The organism is Paenibacillus sp. CF384, assembly GCF_900106745.1.
GTDB lineage: Bacteria > Bacillota > Bacilli > Paenibacillales > Paenibacillaceae > Paenibacillus_Z.
The window spans coordinates 57,300-75,050 of sequence record NZ_FNNV01000024.1 but is presented as its reverse complement, the minus strand read 5'-3'; the positions used below and the strand labels follow the sequence as shown (position 1 = coordinate 75,050).

The 17,751-nt window shown below is 48.6% G+C and carries 20 protein-coding genes, 2 rRNA genes, 1 pseudogene and 1 riboswitch; of the genes and pseudogenes, 21 read left to right on the top strand and 2 right to left on the bottom strand.

The genetic code is table 11. The features are described 5' to 3' along the window. Positions 1-88: ribosomal RNA gene (locus BLW29_RS28110) — 23S ribosomal RNA — on the top strand; the annotation flags it as partial. A gap of 122 nt (positions 89-210) precedes the next feature. Next, positions 211-327 (top strand): 5S ribosomal RNA (rrf, locus tag BLW29_RS28105). A 93-nt stretch (positions 328-420) separates the two neighbouring features. Here the strand turns inward: rrf and BLW29_RS28100 are convergent. Continuing rightward, entirely contained in the window at positions 421-951 is a 531-nt protein-coding gene (locus BLW29_RS28100) for a hypothetical protein (protein WP_090985951.1), read from the bottom strand. A 225-nt stretch (positions 952-1,176) separates the two neighbouring features. On the opposite strand from BLW29_RS28100, the gene BLW29_RS28095 reads away from it, so the two are divergent. From BLW29_RS28095 to rsmI, 10 genes are all read left to right on the top strand, one after another. After that, positions 1,177-1,362: a sigma factor G inhibitor Gin gene (locus tag BLW29_RS28095; protein WP_090985964.1), complete on the top strand. Its 186-nt coding sequence runs from the start codon at positions 1,177-1,179 to the stop codon at positions 1,360-1,362. Positions 1,363-1,540: 178 nt separating this feature from the next. Further along, on the top strand, positions 1,541-3,058 hold the full coding sequence (locus BLW29_RS28090; RefSeq protein ID WP_256208998.1) for an aminotransferase class I/II-fold pyridoxal phosphate-dependent enzyme: 1,518 nt from the start codon (positions 1,541-1,543) through the stop codon (positions 3,056-3,058). A gap of 62 nt (positions 3,059-3,120) precedes the next feature. Then, positions 3,121-3,747, top strand: coding sequence for a dTMP kinase (gene tmk / locus BLW29_RS28085; RefSeq protein WP_090985947.1), 627 nt, complete (start codon positions 3,121-3,123; stop codon positions 3,745-3,747). 73 nt (positions 3,748-3,820) lie between these two features. Beyond that, positions 3,821-4,150 (top strand): cyclic-di-AMP receptor, encoded by a 330-nt coding sequence (locus BLW29_RS28080; RefSeq protein WP_090985945.1) that lies wholly within the window; start codon positions 3,821-3,823, stop codon positions 4,148-4,150. 16 nt (positions 4,151-4,166) lie between these two features. After that, positions 4,167-4,610, top strand: coding sequence for a YaaR family protein (locus BLW29_RS28075; protein WP_090985943.1), 444 nt, complete (start codon positions 4,167-4,169; stop codon positions 4,608-4,610). Positions 4,611-4,629: 19 nt separating this feature from the next. Next, a complete protein-coding gene (gene holB / locus BLW29_RS28070) occupies positions 4,630-5,607 on the top strand; it encodes a DNA polymerase III subunit delta' (RefSeq protein ID WP_090985941.1) in 978 nt (325 codons plus the stop codon). 4 nt (positions 5,608-5,611) lie between these two features. After that, positions 5,612-6,412: a PSP1 domain-containing protein gene (locus BLW29_RS28065; protein ID WP_090985940.1), complete on the top strand. Its 801-nt coding sequence runs from the start codon at positions 5,612-5,614 to the stop codon at positions 6,410-6,412. An 84-nt stretch (positions 6,413-6,496) separates the two neighbouring features. Beyond that, positions 6,497-6,844, top strand: coding sequence for an initiation-control protein YabA (locus tag BLW29_RS28060; RefSeq protein ID WP_090985962.1), 348 nt, complete (start codon positions 6,497-6,499; stop codon positions 6,842-6,844). A gap of 74 nt (positions 6,845-6,918) precedes the next feature. After that, positions 6,919-7,701, top strand: coding sequence for a tRNA1(Val) (adenine(37)-N6)-methyltransferase (locus BLW29_RS28055; RefSeq protein ID WP_256208996.1), 783 nt, complete (start codon positions 6,919-6,921; stop codon positions 7,699-7,701). Further along, complete coding sequence (rsmI, locus tag BLW29_RS28050) at positions 7,698-8,597, top strand: 16S rRNA (cytidine(1402)-2'-O)-methyltransferase (RefSeq protein WP_090985936.1); 900 nt, start codon at positions 7,698-7,700, stop codon at positions 8,595-8,597. The genes BLW29_RS28055 and rsmI overlap by 4 nt, the downstream gene beginning before the upstream one ends. A gap of 133 nt (positions 8,598-8,730) precedes the next feature. Here rsmI and BLW29_RS28045 read toward each other — a convergent pair whose 3' ends face one another. Then, the gene (locus tag BLW29_RS28045; RefSeq protein ID WP_090648939.1) at positions 8,731-8,985 is read right to left on the bottom strand and encodes an AbrB/MazE/SpoVT family DNA-binding domain-containing protein; all 255 of its coding nucleotides are present in this window, start codon (positions 8,983-8,985) and stop codon (positions 8,731-8,733) included. Between the two features lie 274 nt (positions 8,986-9,259). Between BLW29_RS28045 and BLW29_RS28040 the strand changes: the two genes are divergently transcribed. From BLW29_RS28040 to ispE, 9 genes and pseudogenes are all read left to right on the top strand, one after another. After that, complete coding sequence (locus tag BLW29_RS28040) at positions 9,260-10,576, top strand: HD domain-containing protein (protein ID WP_090985934.1); 1,317 nt, start codon at positions 9,260-9,262, stop codon at positions 10,574-10,576. Between the two features lie 21 nt (positions 10,577-10,597). Beyond that, positions 10,598-11,362 (top strand): TatD family hydrolase, encoded by a 765-nt coding sequence (locus BLW29_RS28035; protein WP_090985932.1) that lies wholly within the window; start codon positions 10,598-10,600, stop codon positions 11,360-11,362. Between the two features lie 187 nt (positions 11,363-11,549). Then, positions 11,550-11,836: riboswitch (cyclic di-AMP (ydaO/yuaA leader) on the top strand. Positions 11,837-12,058: 222 nt separating this feature from the next. Then, complete coding sequence (locus BLW29_RS28030) at positions 12,059-13,207, top strand: 3D domain-containing protein (protein WP_090985929.1); 1,149 nt, start codon at positions 12,059-12,061, stop codon at positions 13,205-13,207. Positions 13,208-13,323: 116 nt separating this feature from the next. Then, positions 13,324-13,887 carry a ribonuclease M5 gene (rnmV, locus tag BLW29_RS28025; RefSeq protein WP_090985927.1) on the top strand — a complete coding sequence of 188 codons (564 nt, stop codon included), beginning with the start codon at positions 13,324-13,326 and terminating at the stop codon, positions 13,885-13,887. After that, entirely contained in the window at positions 13,884-14,786 is a 903-nt protein-coding gene (gene rsmA, locus BLW29_RS28020) for a 16S rRNA (adenine(1518)-N(6)/adenine(1519)-N(6))-dimethyltransferase RsmA (RefSeq protein ID WP_090985925.1), read from the top strand. The genes rnmV and rsmA overlap by 4 nt, the downstream gene beginning before the upstream one ends. A gap of 70 nt (positions 14,787-14,856) precedes the next feature. Next, entirely contained in the window at positions 14,857-15,735 is an 879-nt protein-coding gene (gene yabG / locus BLW29_RS28015) for a sporulation peptidase YabG (RefSeq protein ID WP_090985923.1), read from the top strand. 151 nt (positions 15,736-15,886) lie between these two features. After that, the gene (gene veg, locus BLW29_RS28010; RefSeq protein ID WP_090985921.1) at positions 15,887-16,159 is read left to right on the top strand and encodes a biofilm formation stimulator Veg; all 273 of its coding nucleotides are present in this window, start codon (positions 15,887-15,889) and stop codon (positions 16,157-16,159) included. Positions 16,160-16,324: 165 nt separating this feature from the next. Beyond that, a pseudogene (locus tag BLW29_RS28005) lies at positions 16,325-16,498 on the top strand (small, acid-soluble spore protein, alpha/beta type); the annotation flags it as partial. Between the two features lie 346 nt (positions 16,499-16,844). Then, on the top strand, positions 16,845-17,699 hold the full coding sequence (ispE, locus tag BLW29_RS28000; RefSeq protein WP_090985919.1) for a 4-(cytidine 5'-diphospho)-2-C-methyl-D-erythritol kinase: 855 nt from the start codon (positions 16,845-16,847) through the stop codon (positions 17,697-17,699). The last annotated feature ends 52 nt before the right edge of the window (positions 17,700-17,751 follow it).

Below are 17,751 nucleotides of genomic sequence, written 5' to 3'. Positions count from 1 at the left end.
CTGGAAGACGACCAGGTTGATAGGTTCGAGGTGGAAGTGCAGCAATGCATGCAGCTGACGAATACTAATCGGTCGAGGGCTTATCCTACGAACATCTGCTCGGATGTTCAACTTCGGAACAACATCAGCTAATTAAGACCTTCGCAAAGGTTCGTATCCAGTTTTCAAGGCGCAAGCTTTGAACAGAGTATCGCTCACGCGATTTCACCGTTTGGTGGCGATGGCGGAGGGGACCCACGCGTTCCCATCCCGAACACGACCGTTAAGCCCTCCAGCGCCGATGGTACTTGGACCGCAGGGTCCTGGGAGAGTAGGACGTCGCCAAGCACGATGAACCGACCGTAATTATACGGTCGGTTTTTTGTTGTCCCTAAATCACAAAGTCAGCTGCCATCATCGTTCCGTTTCATTCGAAACGGGTTACCGATGATAGTAGCTGACTTCAGATACAGCGATGCGAAGCACGCCGTTGCGTTTGGCTTTGCGAAGCTTGCGCATGATGACTAGCCGGGGCGCTAATATCCAAACATGGCACATAATGAGACTGATCATTGTAGCTTCATTGGCCCATGGATAGAAGACGCCAATGGCGCATAGACCAAGCCATAATAAGTGACGATGCAATCTACGATACAAGGCAAGCTCGATGTGAGCTGTTGGAATGTAACCGATCCATGGCGGCATAATGCGCCAGCCCCATCTGCGATCATCCGGCTCGTCAACGCGGATGAGCGTTAACCGCGTAATAATGAACTGGATTACGAAGGTGCTAATGAATCCGATTCCGAGTGCTTTCATTCCCTCCATGTGATACATGAGCCAGAGGAAGATAGCAAGAATGGCTAGTATACTGAGATGGCTTCGACGCAGTTCATCTCGTACGAGCACCTTCTGTATGAGTTGGTATTGATAGATTGTTGCTTTCTCTTGTTCAGCAAGTTTACCGCGCATGATGTTCACGCCTTTCTGCGTTCTACACCATGTATCGGTAAAAGGTTGATTAATGTGTAGACTTCCTGCCCGAAAGAAGTGCAAGCCCTTCGTCACCAATCTGGGCGCTTCAACATAAACTGTATTACTATTTGAAATGGGCTATGAAAGTCGTATAGTTTGCTAGACTTTGTGGCATACTAGAAGCAATGACATATTTTCACTTGGATGAGGTGAAACGAAATGATGGAAGAGATTACGGGAAACTCATGCATTATTTGCGGTCAAGAGAAAGAACAAGGCATTCGAATCATTGATGAGTTTATTTGCGAAACTTGCGAGGTTGAGATGGTACGCACAGAAGTGCAGGATGCTAAATACCCTTTCTTTATACACCAACTAAAACGGATCTGGATGCAAAATAATGCCTAAACTCTCGAACTGCTACAGTGTAAGGAACAAGTAATCCCTATATCGTCTCGAGTTGTAGAAATACCCGAGAATGGTTAGGGGTTATTTTGTTTACAGGCTGTGTCTTCAACAGGTTTATGTTGCCTTCATAATGGATTATGATGAGAGAAAGAAGAAGTTTAAGCAGGGGGAAAGTTGCTTGGCAGATACTCAGAGCAAACAGTGGCATGCGCCGCTATTCGATACCTTAACAGCCTTGCAGCGATCAAATCCTGTAAGCTTTCATGTACCTGGCCATAAATATGGTCAGTCTATCGCACATCTGACCGGCATGAATGACAATGCCGTACAGACCTTTCAATCCATAATGAGGATTGATGTAACAGAAATATCGGGGACCGACGACCTCCATGCACCATCAGGTATCATTCAGGAAGCACAGACATTAGCTGCTGAGGTATTCGGAGCGGACCAAACCTTCTTCCTCGTAGGAGGCAGCACAGTTGGAAACTTAGCTATGTTATTGGCTGCATGTAGGCCAGGAGACCTAGTCATTGTACAACGTAACGCGCACAAATCGGTTTTAAACGGTTTAATGCTTGCAGGGGCAAGTGCAGTGTTTATCATGCCTCAGAAGAATGCAGGGAGCAATTTAGACGTTCTCCCGGATATTTCGCAAGTTGAAGAGGCTATGGCTAAATACCCAGATGCAAAAGCTGTATTTCTGACGAACCCCAGCTACTATGGGCTCAGCATAGACTTGGAGCCATATGCAAAGCAGATTCATGCTCATGGAATGCTGCTGCTTGTTGACGAAGCGCATGGTGCTCATTACGGTCTGCATCCGGCATTTCCGCGTTCCGCTATACAAGCAGGCGCCGATGCTGTCGTGCAATCGACACATAAAACATTGCCTGCACTGACAATGGGCGCTATGCTGCATGTTCAAGGTCAACGAATCCATACGTTGGCGCTTGCTGATGCACTGCGAATGATACAGAGCTCAAGTCCATCGTATCCCATTATAGCTTCACTCGATATGACACGGGCTATGCTGCAAGCGTATGGCAGTGATCTTTTTGAACAAGGCATTCATGCTGCTCGTAGGTTTAGAGCTTGGATCAAAGACCAATCAGCATTTGAAACAATCATAGTGGATGAGGAACAGGGGCGATCATCAGCAGCTGCAATTAGGGTAGATCCGATTCGTGTTATTTTGCGAGAAGCTCATGGTCGGTTGTCGGGGTTTGACCTGCAGCAACGTTTGGAGAAGTACGGCTGTTATGCCGAGATGGCTGACCTTCGTTATGTAGTCTTGTTATTTGGGCTGGCGGCATCCGATTCAGATGTAGACAGACTTCAAGAAGCACTGCATGCGATCGCGGAAGAGATTGAGCGTGAAGGTTTGAAAGCCAGGGAAAACGTCGAAATGCCAATCGAACATCACCGAACAATGTCGGAACCGGTTGTATTCACGAGATCAGGCGTGCAACATGCTTCGAATGGGACGGAAACCATTCCATTGTCGAATTCGGCGGGACGTTACACCGTAGAAGCGGTCATTCCTTATCCCCCCGGCATCCCATTGTTATATGAAGGCGAACGCATTACGGAGGAAACGATAATTTACATCCAACAGTTGATGGAGCACGGCGCAAGATGTCAGGGAGCGTCAGATCCGACGATGCAAACAATAACCGTACTACGGACGGGCTAGTCGTTTACGCCTATGATTGGCTTTGATATGATAAGGGTATTAACAGACAGAGGAGTACTGAAGTGGAAAAAGGGTTGTTTTTGACGATAGAAGGCGGCGAAGGAGCAGGTAAAACGACCCTTATAGAGGGCGTAGTACGTGCACTTAGAGCCCAAGGCAGAAATGTCATAATGACAAGAGAACCAGGAGGCATCCCGATTGCCGAGCAGATTCGGAATGTGATACTGGATACAGCCAATACATCCATGGATGCACGAACGGAGGCACTTCTATACGCAGCGGCCAGACGACAGCATCTTGTGGAGAAGGTTCTGCCGGCGCTAGCTCAAGGCGATGTGGTCCTATGTGACCGTTTTGTCGACAGCAGCCTAGCTTATCAAGGGTATGCGCGCGGACTTGGGATCGAGGAAGTATGGTCGATTAACCAATTTGCGATAGAAGGGTTCATGCCGCAATTGACGATATGGATGGATATCTCTGCGGAAGCGGGCTTAGCACGGATTAATGCTACTTCGGAGAGAGAAATCAACAGACTCGACCTAGAGAGTTTGGCTTTTCATGAGAAGGTGAGAGAAGGGTATCGCAGGCTCATGGCAGCCGATCCGGATCGAATTGTGCGTGTTAATGCCGAACAAACGCAAGAGAACGTGTTGAATGATGTCATGGCTATAATAAATAGACGATTTTAAAGGATTATTTACAAGGGATGTCAAATTAATAATAAGGTAACGATGTCTTTCGAAAATTTTAGGAGGGATATTGATGAAATTAGTTATTGCGATTGTACAGGATAAAGATAGCAACCGGTTGTCGAATGCACTTGTAAGAGAGGGATTCCGGGCAACAAAGCTGGCTAGTACCGGCGGTTTTCTGCGTGCAGGCAACACAACCTTCATGATCGGTATTGAGGATGAGCGGGTTCATGAGGTGATGACGGTGATTCGTTCAAACTGTAAAGTCCGTGATCAACTTGTTTCACCTGTATCCCCTATGGGCAGCACGACAGATGCCTACATTCCGTTCCCTGTTGAAGTGCAAGTTGGCGGCGCTGCCGTATTCGTCGTACCGGTAGAGCGGTTCGAACATTTCTGATTGGACGTGAACTTCAATGAAGATTAATCCGGGCTGGCGTCCTTTAGGGCAAGACCGAGCGCGGCCGGATCTCGGCTCCAAACCGATTGCGCCTAAGAACTTTGCAGATGTGATGAACTTTCAGGACGAACAGCGTACGATTGAACAGCTGCAGGAGAAACTGCAGAATATTCATAATCAAGGCGAACGACTCGCAAGATCGATGACCGTCAGAGAGCTGCGACTTTATCGCCAGATGGTAAAGCAATTCCTCGAGGATACCGTCAGACGAGGTATAGGAATGAAGGAAACGCGCGGGTTTGACCGTCGCGGCCGTACGAAACGATATAAGTTATTAGAAGAAATAGATTCTTCCCTCGTATTGATGGGTGAAGAACTGCTTGAAAGTGAAGAAGGACGACTTGAGCTGCTGCAAAAAGTCGGCGATATTCGCGGCATTCTCATTAATTTGTTTTTCTAGCATAGAGGGGATCTTTACCATGAGCATTGCACAGCTTGCCGGGCAACCGAAGGCGAAACGCATTTTGTTTTATGCGCTGACAAGCGGCAAAGTTTCGCATGCCTATTTATTCAGTGGGCCGCCCGGAAGCGGGCGGATGAACATGGCGATGGCGTTTGCCAAAGCATTGTTCTGTACAGGCGAAGGCGATGACGCTTGCGGCGAATGCTTGGAGTGCCGGAAGTTCGAGCATGGCAACCAGCCGGATTTGCATCTGGTAGAACCAGATGGCAACTCCATTAAAATCGACCAAATTCGCGAGCTTCAAAGAGAGCTTGCCTATCGAAATATAAGCACGTCACGAAAGATCTATATCGTGCAGCGCGTTGAAACCATGACGCTGCAAGCCGCGAACAGCTTGCTGAAGTTTCTGGAGGAGCCGCAATCGCCGGTTGTCGCGATTCTTCTGACGGAGAATGGACAAGCCGTACTGCCAACCATCCGTTCACGAACGCAGTGGGTTCCGTTTATGCCGCTTGCACCCGATGACATGCTGCAAACATTGGCGAATGAAGGTGTTCCTCAGCTGTCTGCCCGTGCTGCCGTTCATCTCGCATCGGGATTAGATGCGTGCAGGGCGCTTATCCAGCAGAATGGGTTTGCAGAAATGAGAAACGTAGTGATACAATTAGGAAAGGACAGTCTCACGCGGTTTACTGCGGCGATGATGTCTGCGCAACAGCATATTTTTAAGACGGAGCTTGGTGAGCAGCCTCAGCTTCTGTTGTCATTACTCGTTCTATGGTACAAAGATATGATTCATTTTCAAGCAGGAAGACACGAGGCTCTTGTTTTTATAGATCAGCTTGATTGGATTGGTAAACATGCATTCTCACGTTCGGCTGAGGGCTGGGTGACATGTATGGAGTATACGCTTGAGGCAGGCAAACGCATGCGCGCGCATGTATCGCCGCAATTAGCGCTTGAGCAGCTGCTAATCCGTGTACAGGAGGGGTGAAACGTTGTATAACGTCGTTGGTGTCCGCTTCAAGAAGGCGGGCAAAATCTATTATTTTGACCCGGTCGATTTCCCAATTGATAAGGATCAGCATGTCATTGTTGAGACGGCAAGAGGGATTGAATACGGTAAGGTAGTGGTTGGACAGAAGCAAGTCGGAGAATCGGATGTTGTCCTGCCTCTTAAGAAAGTCATTCGGATCGCCGGTGACAACGACGCCAAAATTGTCGAAGAGAACAAGGCAGCCGCACGCAATGCGTTTGCGACCTGTCTTGAGAAAATAAGAGATCATCAGCTTAAGATGAAACTCGTTGATGTCGAATTTACGTTCGATCGCAACAAAATTATTTTTTACTTCACAGCTGAAGGCCGCGTTGATTTCCGTGAGCTCGTTAAGGATCTGGCCAGCGTATTCCGTACACGAATTGAACTTAGACAAATCGGTGTGCGGGATGAAGCGAAGATGCTTGGCGGCATTGGACCTTGCGGACGCGTACTATGCTGCTCGACTTGGCTCGGCGATTTTGAACCGGTGTCCATTAAGATGGCGAAGGATCAGAACTTATCGCTTAATCCAACCAAAATTTCCGGCTTGTGTGGGCGTCTCATGTGCTGCTTGAAATATGAGCATGACAATTATGAGAGCGTTCGCGAAGAATTGCCGGCAGTGGGTAAGGTTGTTGTCACTTCTTATGGTGAAGGTAAAGTAACCGGAATCAATGCGGGCTCCAAATCGGTGTATGTACAGCTGTTTGATGGCGGCAAACCGAAGGAATTACCGCTTGATGATGTTGTAGTGAAATAAGTAAGCGAATCCGAAGCTGTATAGCCTTGGGGTGGAGACTTGAAAAAAGACATATTTAGTCAAATCAGCGAATTGGAATCCCATATGGGAAGCCTGCATCAGGAGCTGGGAGCGATGAAACAGAAGATCAAGTCGCTCTTGGAAGAAAACAACCGGCTTAGCATAGAAAATCAGCAGTTGCGCAAAGTATTAAAGCGGGAAACGGCCAGTCTTACACCGAAGCCGGTACCGGCCGCTGCCGTGGAAGATGATTCTCATGCCATGCCAATCGATGAACCCGTGCTGGCAAGTGACGCGATAGGCGTCGGGCAAGGGTACGATAATTTGGCGAGATTGTATCATGAAGGTTTTCATATTTGTAATTTGTATTATGGACATTTGCGAACGGAAGGCGACTGTTTGTTCTGCCTTTCGTTTCTCAATAAGGAATAAGAGACAAGACCCTTCCATAGGGTCTTGTTTGCATATTCAAGCGGTTCGAATTTGGCAGACGTAAGGAGCAATGAATGATGAATAATGAAGTAACACTGGAGCCGAATGAAAGGCTGGATGATTTACTAACGCATCAGCTGCATATTATCCAGAGCCGGGAAGTATTCAGCTTCTCCATGGATGCCGTATTGTTGGCTCGTTTCGCGGCTGTGCCGCCGCGCGGTAAAATTCTGGATCTATGCACGGGCAATGGCGTTATACCACTGCTCTTAACGACAAGGACAAAAGCCCAGATTGACGCTGTTGAAATTCAGCCTCGGCTTGCGGATATGGCAAGGCGAAGTGTAAAAGCGAATGGGCTCGAGGATCGTATTCATATCTATGAAGGTGACCTGCGTGATTTCTATAAACAAAGCGGACATGGAAATTACGATGTCATTACGGTTAATCCACCTTATATGCCTGCTGGAACAGGGGATCAGAATGAGAATGAGCATTTTGCTGCAGCAAGGCATGAGCGTAATGGGACGTTGGATGATATTGTAGCAGCATGTACGCGACTCGTACGACCAGGCGGGAGGGTCGCCATGGTGCATCGTCCTAATCGGTTGGTTGAAATACTGGAAACGTTCCGCAAATGGAAGCTTGAACCGAAGCGGATTCGCTTCGTACATCCGCATGCAGGTGCCGAAGCCAATATGGTCCTGATTGAAGCGGCCAGAGATGGTAAACCGGATGTGAAGCTGCTGCCGCCGATGATCGTATATAATGAACAGCGACAATATAATGAAGAGTTAATGCGGATCTATTACGGCGATCTAGCGCCGGGAGCGGGAACGAGGGATTCATCCAAATGATTGTACAGCGTAGTTTCAGTGCAACAGAAGCCAGTAGTAATGGCATAGCCGGAACATTGTATCTGGTTGGAACACCGATTGGTAATTTGGAAGACATGACTTTTCGGGCGATTCGAATCCTTAAAGAAGTGGATATGATCGCAGCAGAGGATACACGCCAAACACGCAAGCTGCTGGCACATTTTGAAATTTCGACTAGGCTTGTCAGCTACCATGAGCATAATAAGGAGGCGAGCGGGCCAGAACTTATCCGATTGCTCGCGAGCGGACAATCCATTGCACTCGTCAGTGATGCGGGGCTTCCGGCAATATCCGATCCCGGAGCCGATCTTGTAGCAGCTGCGGCTGAAAGTGGAATTGCCATTGTACCGATACCAGGCGCGAATGCAGCGTTGTCTGCATTAATCATCTCTGGTTTGTCGACAGAAAAGTTTCTATTTACGGGGTTCCCTCCGCGAGATCGCAAGTCGCTCACCGCATGGCTGCAGCAATTGCAGAGGCAAGAGGCGACATTAATCTGTTACGAATCGCCGCACCGAATCACAAAAACCCTTGCAGTGATGCTAGAGCAGTTAGGTGACCGGAAGATGGCGATGGTTCGTGAATTAACGAAACGTCATGAAGAAGCTGCCCGAGGAACAATTGCCGAGTGTATGGCGTGGCTGGAAGAGAATCCGCCGCTTGGCGAGTATTGTTTGGTTATTGCAGGTATGAGCAAAGAAGAATCGGCTCAATTGCAGCTGGATGATCCGGTATGGTGGAGCGGGCTAGAGTTGGAAGAGCATGTGAGCCGATACGAGGAGCAAGGTGAGGATCGGAAAGAAGCCATCAAACGAACAGCACTTGATCGAGGCATGCAGAAACGTGATGTATATAATGAAGTAATGAAGAAATAGAAGGCTATCGGAAGACAAAAAAAAAGACCTTCCTGACCGACATGGCTCAGGAAGGCATCAAGGAGTATAAAAAGGTTAGAATTAACAGGTTTGATAAATGTATTATAACCTATAAAACTGAATTTGTCGTCTCTTATTTTGTAACAGGAGTCGGCATTTCTGTTAAACAAACGTTACATACGATTTTACCTTTGAAATAAGCGACATTCTCTGCGTTACCACAGAAGATACAAGCCGGCTCATATTTCTTAAGCATGATGCGCTCGCCATCCACGTAGATCTCAAGAGCATCCTTCTCACCGATTCCGAGCGTACGGCGCAATTCAATCGGAATTACTACACGTCCCAGTTCATCTACTTTACGCACAATTCCTGTAGATTTCATCATATCTATTATTCCCCTTCGCAATGGATTAACTCGTCATCATTCGACAAAATTCTATCATATAATGCCTTTATAATACCAACGTTTCCCATAATAGTCAACCTGGTTTTAGCGGTAATTGTGTCCAATAATAACCGATTACCGTTGTAAATAGGCATTTGTTCAATATATATATAGTACTGCAAACGAAGTCCGGTTGGAAATGATATTGCGACATTATTCGACATTAGTTCGACATTTGTGTCGAATGATTGAACTTTAAGGAGCGTGATTCGACATGAGTGCTGCTCATCGAGAGGATAAACTCGCGGAAGAGAAAGTATTTAAGGACCCTGTACATAAATATATTTACGTTCAGGATCAACTGATCTGGCAGCTCATTAATACGCGGGAATTTCAGCGGCTGCGTCGTATACGCCAGCTTGGCACATCCTATTTGACCTTTCATGGTGCAGAACACAGTCGGTTCTCGCATTCCCTGGGCGTCTACGAAATTACTCGCAAAATCATATCTCAGTTTGAGCGCGGCGGTTATACCGATTGGCCAAAGGAAGAGAAGCTCGTTGCGCTGTGTGCGGCTTTGCTTCATGACATTGGACATGGCCCATTCTCTCATTCCATAGAAGATGTATTCGACAGCCACCATGAAGAGTGGACGTGCCGCATTTTGCTTGGAAATACGGAAATTAATGAAGTCTTACGCGAATTTGATTCAAGCTATCCGGAGCGCATTGCCGCTGTTATATGCAAAACCTATCATCAGCCGATTGTGGTTAGTCTGGTCTCAAGTCAGATGGATGCCGATCGCATGGATTACCTGCTTAGGGATGCATATTTTACAGGCGTGAATTACGGCACCTTTGATTTGGAGCGTATATTGCGAGTGCTGCGGCCTCATCAAGGCAGGATCGTGGTGAAGGAAAGCGGCATGCATGCCGTCGAGGACTATCTCATGTCTCGTTATCAAATGTACTGGCAGGTGTATTTTCACCCGGTCACGCGAAGCTCAGAAATCATATTAAGGCAAATTTTTCGAAGGGCGAAGGAGCTCTTCGGGAGTGAATACAAATTTCATACATTAATGAAGCCTATACAAATGCTGCTTGCGGGCACAATGGACATTGAAGGGTATTTGGATCTGGATGAAGCGCTTGTTCAAACGGCTTTCGCACAATGGGTCCATGAGCCTGATCCCGTGTTATCGGACCTATGCCGTAGGTTTCTCAACCGCAAGCTGTACAAATATGTGACGATGGATCACCCTGATGAGAAGCTGTGGCAGGAAATTCGTGAGCAGTTGCGAGAAATCGGTCTTCATCCGGACTATCACCTAGAAATTGACTTTCCTTACGACATGCCCTACGATGTTTATCGTCCCGGTTCAACAACGGCTGCGGGCAAGGAAGAAAAACCTCCGATTCTGCTGCTGAGCAGTGATGAACGACTGTCGGAAATTTCAAGCCGCTCGGATATCATTCGATCCATTACCGGTATCCATCAAGGCAAGTACCATCTATATTACCCGGAGGAACCGCTTCGCGAATCAGCCCACCGGCTGCCTGCGAAACTCCGCGAATTATTTGCTTTAATGTAGAAAGGGGTTCCAAAGACCATCATGTTAATCGACACGCATACGCATTTAGACTCGCCTAAATTCGACGAAGACCGGGCAGAAGTTATCGAAAGAGCGCAGGCTGCCGGCGTACATAAGCTCATCAATATCGGCTTTAACCGTGAAACCATCCCAACTACGATGGCGCTTGCCGAGCAGTATTCATTTATCTATGCGGCTGTAGGCTGGCATCCGGTTGACAGCATTGATATGCTTCCTGAGGATCTCGATTGGATTGCATCGCTTTGTGACCATCCGAAGGTTGTGGCGATCGGCGAAATCGGTCTTGATTACCACTGGGATACGTCGCCTAAAGATGTTCAGCAGCGCGTATTCCGCGAACAAATCCAATTAGCCAAGCAGAAACGGATGCCAATCGTTATTCATAACCGGGATGCTCACGAGGATGTCGTTCGTTTGCTTCGAGAAGAGGATGCCAAGGACGTTGGCGGGGTCATGCACTGCTTCTCCGGCAGCTGGGAAACGGCGAAACAATGTCTCGATATGAACTTCTATATTTCGTTCGGTGGACCGCTTACATTCACCAATGCAAGGGTGCCAAAGGAAGTGCTTTCACAAGTGCCTCTAGACCGAATTTTGATCGAAACGGATGCTCCATATTTGGCTCCTCACCCCCATCGCGGGAAACGAAATGAGTCTGCATTCGTCCGTCTTGTAGCAAACACGATCTCGGAGATAACGGGTAAAAGTGTGGAGGAAGTCGGCGAAATAACCACGGAAAATGCAAGGAAATGTTTTGGAATCTGATGAAAACGGGTTTGAAAGCAAGGATTTGGGACTATTCTCGTGATAAAACTGATTTTGATTGAAGAAATTGCTTACTTTTCGCCTATTTTTCCTTGAAATTCGTTAAAATCGTCATTAATCAGTTCTTTACAATGTGGCGCGGTAGACGGTATGATTCATTTCAGAGCAACAAAACTTGTATTCCTTTTCCAATAATACGCTTAATCTCCGGAATTCGGAGAGCGGGGGAACCAATTGTTGAAACTGTTTGTATCACGGAGAAACAGCTTGTTCTTTTCTTCGCCTTAAAACGTGTTCGTCGACTAAAGGGCGACACTGTTTTGTACAAGGCAGACAGCGATAGACATGAAATTCTTCTTGGGGTGAATTTTGCGACCGGCACAACAGCAATTGTTCGAACGTGCCATTAGCGAATAGGGCGACTCTCACGCCCGAATCCGACAGCTAACCTCGTAAGCGTCAATAAGAGAGATCAACCTCGTGCATGCAATTCCATGCTACCATTGTCTAATGGGAAGCCACGAAACAGATCCTCTGTCGTCGGGCTTCTTTTTGTTTGAAAGAAGCATAAACTGACGACAAAAGCTGTATTATGGAAGTGGTCCGGGGCTGAATTTGGAAAGAAAATCTCTATAGTCGCGTCTATGTAATCATGCGTAACAAAGGCGGCGGGGCTATGTAAGGAGGACCGAAGAAATGGGAGCACTCCAGCTTAAGGACACCCATGGGAAACGATCATCCAGCATGTCTTTCGCATTGCGATGGAAGCATGAGAACATGCGTTTAATTGTACTAAGCGCCATGATCTCAATCGCTATGACTTTCATGTTTCTGGTGTTGTTGTACGGAACGGCTGACAAGCGCGTGTCCGTAGTAGTGAATGGACGAGAAACCATTGTCTCTACGAAGCAATGGGTCCTTCAACGCCTACTGGATGAACAAGCTATTGCAGTTGGCACTTATGATAAAGTGTCGATGCCGCTGGATGGCGGTATTAAAGACGGTGACCGCATTGTTATTAATCAAGCGGTGCCTCTTATTGTAAAAGCTGACGGCAAAGCAAGAACGTTGTACACGACAGAAAGAACCGTACAGGCGGCGATCGATCAGGCTCATATATCGATACGCAGTCAAGATAAGGTAGTACCTTCGTTATCGCAGCCACTCAAACCGAATATGATTATTGCAATCACTCGGATTGACACAAAGATCTCGGAGAGTACCCACCCCGTTCCCTTCTCCACTGTGAAGAAGGATGATCCCAAGCTAGCGCTGGGGAAAGAACAGCTTGTCCAAACGGGAAAACAAGGCACGGTCGTTAAACGTTATGAAAAGACTTTCGAAGACGGTGTTCTAGTCTCGCAGACCTTAGTCGAGAAGTTGACCAAGTCACCTTCTGTCGATCAGATTGTGTCGGTCGGGACGAAGAAACCTGAGCCGAAGGTAACGATGCTGCGGGCGAATTCGCCAAGCGTATCTACCATGACGAAGCGAGGCGTTACTTTCAGTGCCAAGAAAGTCATTAAGAACGTAACCCTTACGGCTTATTCTGCCGGCTTGGCTTCGACGGGTAAAGGTAAGAACCATCCACAGTACGGCATTACCGCATCGGGAGCACGCGTTCAGGAAGGTCGTACCATTGCGGTCGACCCGAAAGTCATTCCGATCGGCTGGTGGGTGTATATCGAAGGAATCGGTTTCCGCCGAGCTGAGGATACGGGCAGTGCAGTCAAAGGCAACAAGATTGATGTTTACTTTGACAGCGAGTCGTATGCCGATAAATTCGGGCGGAAGCGGGGCTATACGGTGTATGTGCTGGGTCCGAAGAAACCAACAGCAGTGTAACCCGTATTCCTCGGTATGAACATGCGTATCGTATTTCGCGCGTAAATATGCCATCATAAGAAGAGGCGATGCCTCTTCTTTTTGCATGTTGTAATGAAGGGAAGGAATGGAGTCCCATGATTAAAGAAATCATTGTAGTAGAAGGTAAAGACGATACTGTCGCCATCAAACGCGCCGTTGAAGCAGAAACCATCGAAACCGGAGGGTCAGCGATTGGCGAAGCGGTAATTCGCCGAGTCATGCTGGCGCAGGAGCGCAGAGGCGTTATTATTTTCACCGACCCAGATCATGCAGGCGAGCGAATCCGCAAGATCGTAGCGCAGCGTGTGCCGGGCTGCAAGCATGCTTTTCTCCCTCAGGAGGAGGCGCTTTACAAAGGAGACATAGGCGTCGAGAACGCATCACCGGAAGCCATTAAGCGAGCACTCGCTAATTTGCGGACGGAAGCGACGTCTGATACTGCCGGGCTTGCTGAGGTCACGATGGAAGATTTAATGCAAGCAGGTCTGCTCGTACATCCGCAAGCTTCGGATAGACGGCTGAAGATGGGCAATCTGCTCGGAATCGGCTATGCGAATGGCAAGCAGTTCTATAAGCGCTGTTCGATGTTTCGCATTACGCGCGAGGAATTTATGCGGGCTCTAACTACGATGGAGCAGGCGAGCGAAGGAGATCAATGATGGCAGAGGGAATGAAGGCAGGTGTCGATGTTGCTTCACCGAAGCGCACGAAAGACATTATTGCCAGATACGGTTTCACCTTTAAGAAGAGTCTCGGTCAGAACTTTCTGATCGATCAAAATATTTTGCGCAACATTGTCAGTGCCGCTGAGCTGGATGAGACGAAAGGCGCGCTTGAGATCGGGCCGGGTATCGGCGCATTGACGCAGAAGCTGGCAGACACTGCAGGGCGCGTAGCCGCAGTGGAGATCGACAATCGGCTTATTCCGATTCTTAAGGATGTATTGGCGGATACGCCGAATGTGCACGTCGTGCATGGCGACGTACTGAAGCTCGACCTCGCTCAGCTGCTGAAGGAGCAGTTTGCCGGGCTCTCAGGCGTGAGCGTCGTTGCGAACCTGCCTTATTACGTAACGACACCGATTCTGATGAAGCTGCTGGAAGAGAAGCTGCCGCTTGAGCATATCGTCGTCATGATCCAGAAGGAAGTCGCGCAGCGGATGGCCGCCAAGCCTGGTGGCAAGGAGTACGGCAGTCTTAGCGTTGCTGTGCAGTACTATTGCGTGCCTGAGCTTGTATGCATCGTTCCGCACACCGTATTCATTCCGCAGCCGAATGTCGATTCCGCGGTTATTAAGCTTTCGCTGCGGGACAAGCCGGCTGTTGAAGTCGAGAACGAAGCGCATTTCTTCCAAACGGTACAAGCTTGTTTCGCGCAGCGCCGCAAGACCATTGCGAACAATTTGACCGCTTATGTAGGCAAAGTGAATCGAGAGAAGCTCGGACCGCTGCTTGAGGGCATCGGCATTGATCCGTCCCGGCGTGGGGAGACACTGTCGCTGGAGGAGTTTGCCGCATTGAGCCGTGCACTCCTGGCTGCGGACTTACACAGCAGCTAGACGAAAAAATAAAAGTGAGCGCACCATCAGGGGCGTCTCCCCATAGGATAGACGAAGAGGTGATTTGCCCATGAAGCAAGGGGACCTGGTCGTCCGCAAATCCTATGGCGGGGACGTCCTTTTTCGTGTTGCGACAATTCTAGAAGAACATACAGCCATCCTGAAGGGCACCGACTATCGTCTGCTTGCAGACGCGCCAATTGTCGATTTGTCCGTTATGAGCGATCCGGAATCGTCCGGCGCAGCGAGGCAGGCACGCATTAAGGCCAGTGAGTCCACGCTAAGGATGCAGGAACAACGCGAGCAGCAGATAATTGAACGTGAACTGCAGCGCGCGCAAAGCCAATCCCAGCCGTTCTTTGAGGTGCCCGGAAAAGTCCTTCATTTGGACGGGGACAGCAACTATATGAGAAAAAGCATGCAGCTGTATACGCAAATGCGCGTTCCTGCTCACGGGGTATACGTGCATGAATCCCAAATGGCCGATGTGGTGTACCGACTGCTCCCGCAGATCAAGCCGGATATAGTCGTGATTACCGGCCATGACGGCGTGCTGAAGACTCGGAACCAGGACGATCTGCAAAACTTGGCCAGCTACAAAAACTCGCAAAATTTCGTTAATGCTGTACGAATAGCGCGTCAGTATGAGAAAAGCAAAGACAGCTTAATCGTTGTAGCCGGCGCATGCCAATCCCATTACGAAGCGCTGCTGCAGAATGGATCGAACTTCGCCAGTTCTCCGGGCCGGGTACTCATCCATGCGCTGGATCCGGTGTACGTGGCCATCAAAGCCAGCTACACCTCAATACGGGAGACGATCAATTTATCGGATGTCATTCACGGGACAATCAGCGGAATAGATGGAGTCGGGGGTATTGAAACATTAGGGAAGTTCCGGGTTGGTTTGCCTAAGCCTAAAACGCTGACCGGAATAAAGCCAACTGTATAATATGGCTGCTTCGGGCTAAAATATACGTACCGGAGAAAAAAGTACCCTTTTTTATATTGACACCAAAGTGACTCCACTGTTATAATTATAATTTTTTGACAAACCACCTCCTTTTGGTTATAATGGACAAGGAAAGAGGTGGTAGTGCACAATGGCAAAAAATGCGCTATTGGAAATCAAACGCAGTTTGGAAACCCATGTCGGCTCCAAAATCCGTCTTCGTGCTAACGGTGGTCGTCGAAAGACGATTGAACGGACCGGTGTGTTAGAAGAAATCTACCCTTCTGTATTTATTGTCAGGCTCGACCAGGAGCAGCATGCGTTTAAGCGCGTCTCTTACAGCTACGCCGATATATTAACGGAGTCCGTTGAAGTTACGGTGGACAGTGATGATGGTCAAGTACGCATTACGTATATACAATGAGATAAATAAGAATCGAACATGTGCAGATTTGCGGACGCGGCCAGAGCAGCGTAAGCAGGATCTGCACTTTTTTTGTACCTAGAACCACGTTACCCATTGTCCGTATGAGAACGTCAAAAACAACCATACTAACGGTACTACCCGTTTCAAAGGAGGAGAGTGTTTATGTCACGCAGACGCCGCGGTACGATGAGTGAAGAGCTGAAGAAAGAGCTGGCGAAGGATCTTGGCTTCTATGATACGGTGCAGAAGGAAGGCTGGGGAGGCATTAAAGCAAAGGATGCCGGCAATATGGTGAAGCGAGCGATTCAAATCGCTGAGCAGGCCGCAGCGAAGCAGTATGCTGCACAGCAGGCACAGTCACAGTCACAGCCCTATCAGCAAACGTATCAGTCGGCACAAACTACCTATAGGCCGCAGCCTGACCGCAGTCCATTCGTGCAGCCGCAAGCGCAGCCCAATTATGCGCCACAGCGCCAGCAGGCATCTGGTACGGTTCCGGCTTATATGCATCAAGCCATGCAGGCCTCGCAGCAGCAAACGTCCCACTATCAACCACACTAAGGGGTTATTTCAAGCTAAGGTGCCAAGCAGGCCCACAGACTGCTTAAAGCATCTTAGCTTTTCTTATGACCTTTTGTTATAATATGTGAAGTTTAACGATAACGGACGGGTGAGCCTACATATGAAGATTTATGAGAAAGCGCCGGCAAAAATCAATTTGCTGCTGGACGTCATGCGTAAGCGTGAGGATGGATTCCACGAAGTTGAAATGATTATGACCATGGTGGATTTAGCGGATCGGCTTGAGATGGAAGAGCTTCCGCGGGACACTATCATTATCTCGAGTCAGGCGGGGTATATTCCGCTTGATGAGAAGAATTTGGCCTTTCAGGCGGCAAGACTGATCAAGGATCGCTACAATGTCCGCAAAGGCGTCTATATTCATCTGGATAAGAAGATACCGGTTGCCGCAGGGCTTGCCGGCGGAAGCAGTGATGCAGCCGCTACGCTGCGCGGGCTCAATCGGCTGTGGGGGCTCGGCATCTCCGAAGAAGAGCTGTGTACGCTCGGTGCGGAGCTTGGCTCCGATGTACCGTTCTGTGTAACCGGCGGTACCGCAATCGCACGCGGCCGCGGAGAGAAGCTGGAGCGAATCAGCAACCCGCCGCAATGCTGGGTCATTCTGGCCAAGCCGCCGATTAACGTTTCCACGGCAGACGTATACGGGAAGCTTCGCGCTTCTGAGCTGAAGCAGCATCCTTCAACAGCGGACATGCTGTCCGCGATCTCAAGCGGCTCATTCGGCGGCGTCTGCACGTATCTGGGCAACGTCCTGGAATCGGTAACGCTTCAGCTTCACCCCGAGGTGCTGCAGCTAAAGGAAATCATGCAGCGTCTGGGCGCAGATGGCGTGTTAATGTCAGGCAGCGGACCGACGGTTTTTGGCCTTGTAAGCAAGGAAGCGAAGGTTTCGCGCATCTATAATGGACTCCGCGGATTTTGCAAAGAAGTCTATGTGGTAAGAATGCTGACATGAAGCCTACGTGTGTCTTGATTAAATCCGTATGAAAATGGTATTATGTCATTAT

Bases quoted from the DNA above. Each gene is read 5' to 3' on its own strand.
- BLW29_RS28100 (WP_090985951.1), bottom strand. From the start codon at position 951: ATGCGCGGTAAACTTGCTGAACAAGAGAAAGCAACAATCTATCAATAC.
- BLW29_RS28095 (WP_090985964.1), top strand. From the start codon at position 1,177: ATGGAAGAGATTACGGGAAACTCATGCATTATTTGCGGTCAAGAGAAA.
- BLW29_RS28080 (WP_090985945.1), top strand. From the start codon at position 3,821: ATGAAATTAGTTATTGCGATTGTACAGGATAAAGATAGCAACCGGTTG.
- BLW29_RS28075 (WP_090985943.1), top strand. From the start codon at position 4,167: ATGAAGATTAATCCGGGCTGGCGTCCTTTAGGGCAAGACCGAGCGCGG.
- holB (WP_090985941.1), top strand. From the start codon at position 4,630: ATGAGCATTGCACAGCTTGCCGGGCAACCGAAGGCGAAACGCATTTTG.
- BLW29_RS28060 (WP_090985962.1), top strand. From the start codon at position 6,497: ATGGGAAGCCTGCATCAGGAGCTGGGAGCGATGAAACAGAAGATCAAG.
- BLW29_RS28055 (WP_256208996.1), top strand. From the start codon at position 6,919: ATGATGAATAATGAAGTAACACTGGAGCCGAATGAAAGGCTGGATGAT.
- rsmI (WP_090985936.1), top strand. From the start codon at position 7,698: ATGATTGTACAGCGTAGTTTCAGTGCAACAGAAGCCAGTAGTAATGGC.
- BLW29_RS28045 (WP_090648939.1), bottom strand. From the start codon at position 8,985: ATGATGAAATCTACAGGAATTGTGCGTAAAGTAGATGAACTGGGACGT.
- BLW29_RS28040 (WP_090985934.1), top strand. From the start codon at position 9,260: ATGAGTGCTGCTCATCGAGAGGATAAACTCGCGGAAGAGAAAGTATTT.
- BLW29_RS28035 (WP_090985932.1), top strand. From the start codon at position 10,598: ATGTTAATCGACACGCATACGCATTTAGACTCGCCTAAATTCGACGAA.
- BLW29_RS28030 (WP_090985929.1), top strand. From the start codon at position 12,059: ATGGGAGCACTCCAGCTTAAGGACACCCATGGGAAACGATCATCCAGC.
- rnmV (WP_090985927.1), top strand. From the start codon at position 13,324: ATGATTAAAGAAATCATTGTAGTAGAAGGTAAAGACGATACTGTCGCC.
- rsmA (WP_090985925.1), top strand. From the start codon at position 13,884: ATGATGGCAGAGGGAATGAAGGCAGGTGTCGATGTTGCTTCACCGAAG.
- yabG (WP_090985923.1), top strand. From the start codon at position 14,857: ATGAAGCAAGGGGACCTGGTCGTCCGCAAATCCTATGGCGGGGACGTC.
- veg (WP_090985921.1), top strand. From the start codon at position 15,887: ATGGCAAAAAATGCGCTATTGGAAATCAAACGCAGTTTGGAAACCCAT.
- ispE (WP_090985919.1), top strand. From the start codon at position 16,845: ATGAAGATTTATGAGAAAGCGCCGGCAAAAATCAATTTGCTGCTGGAC.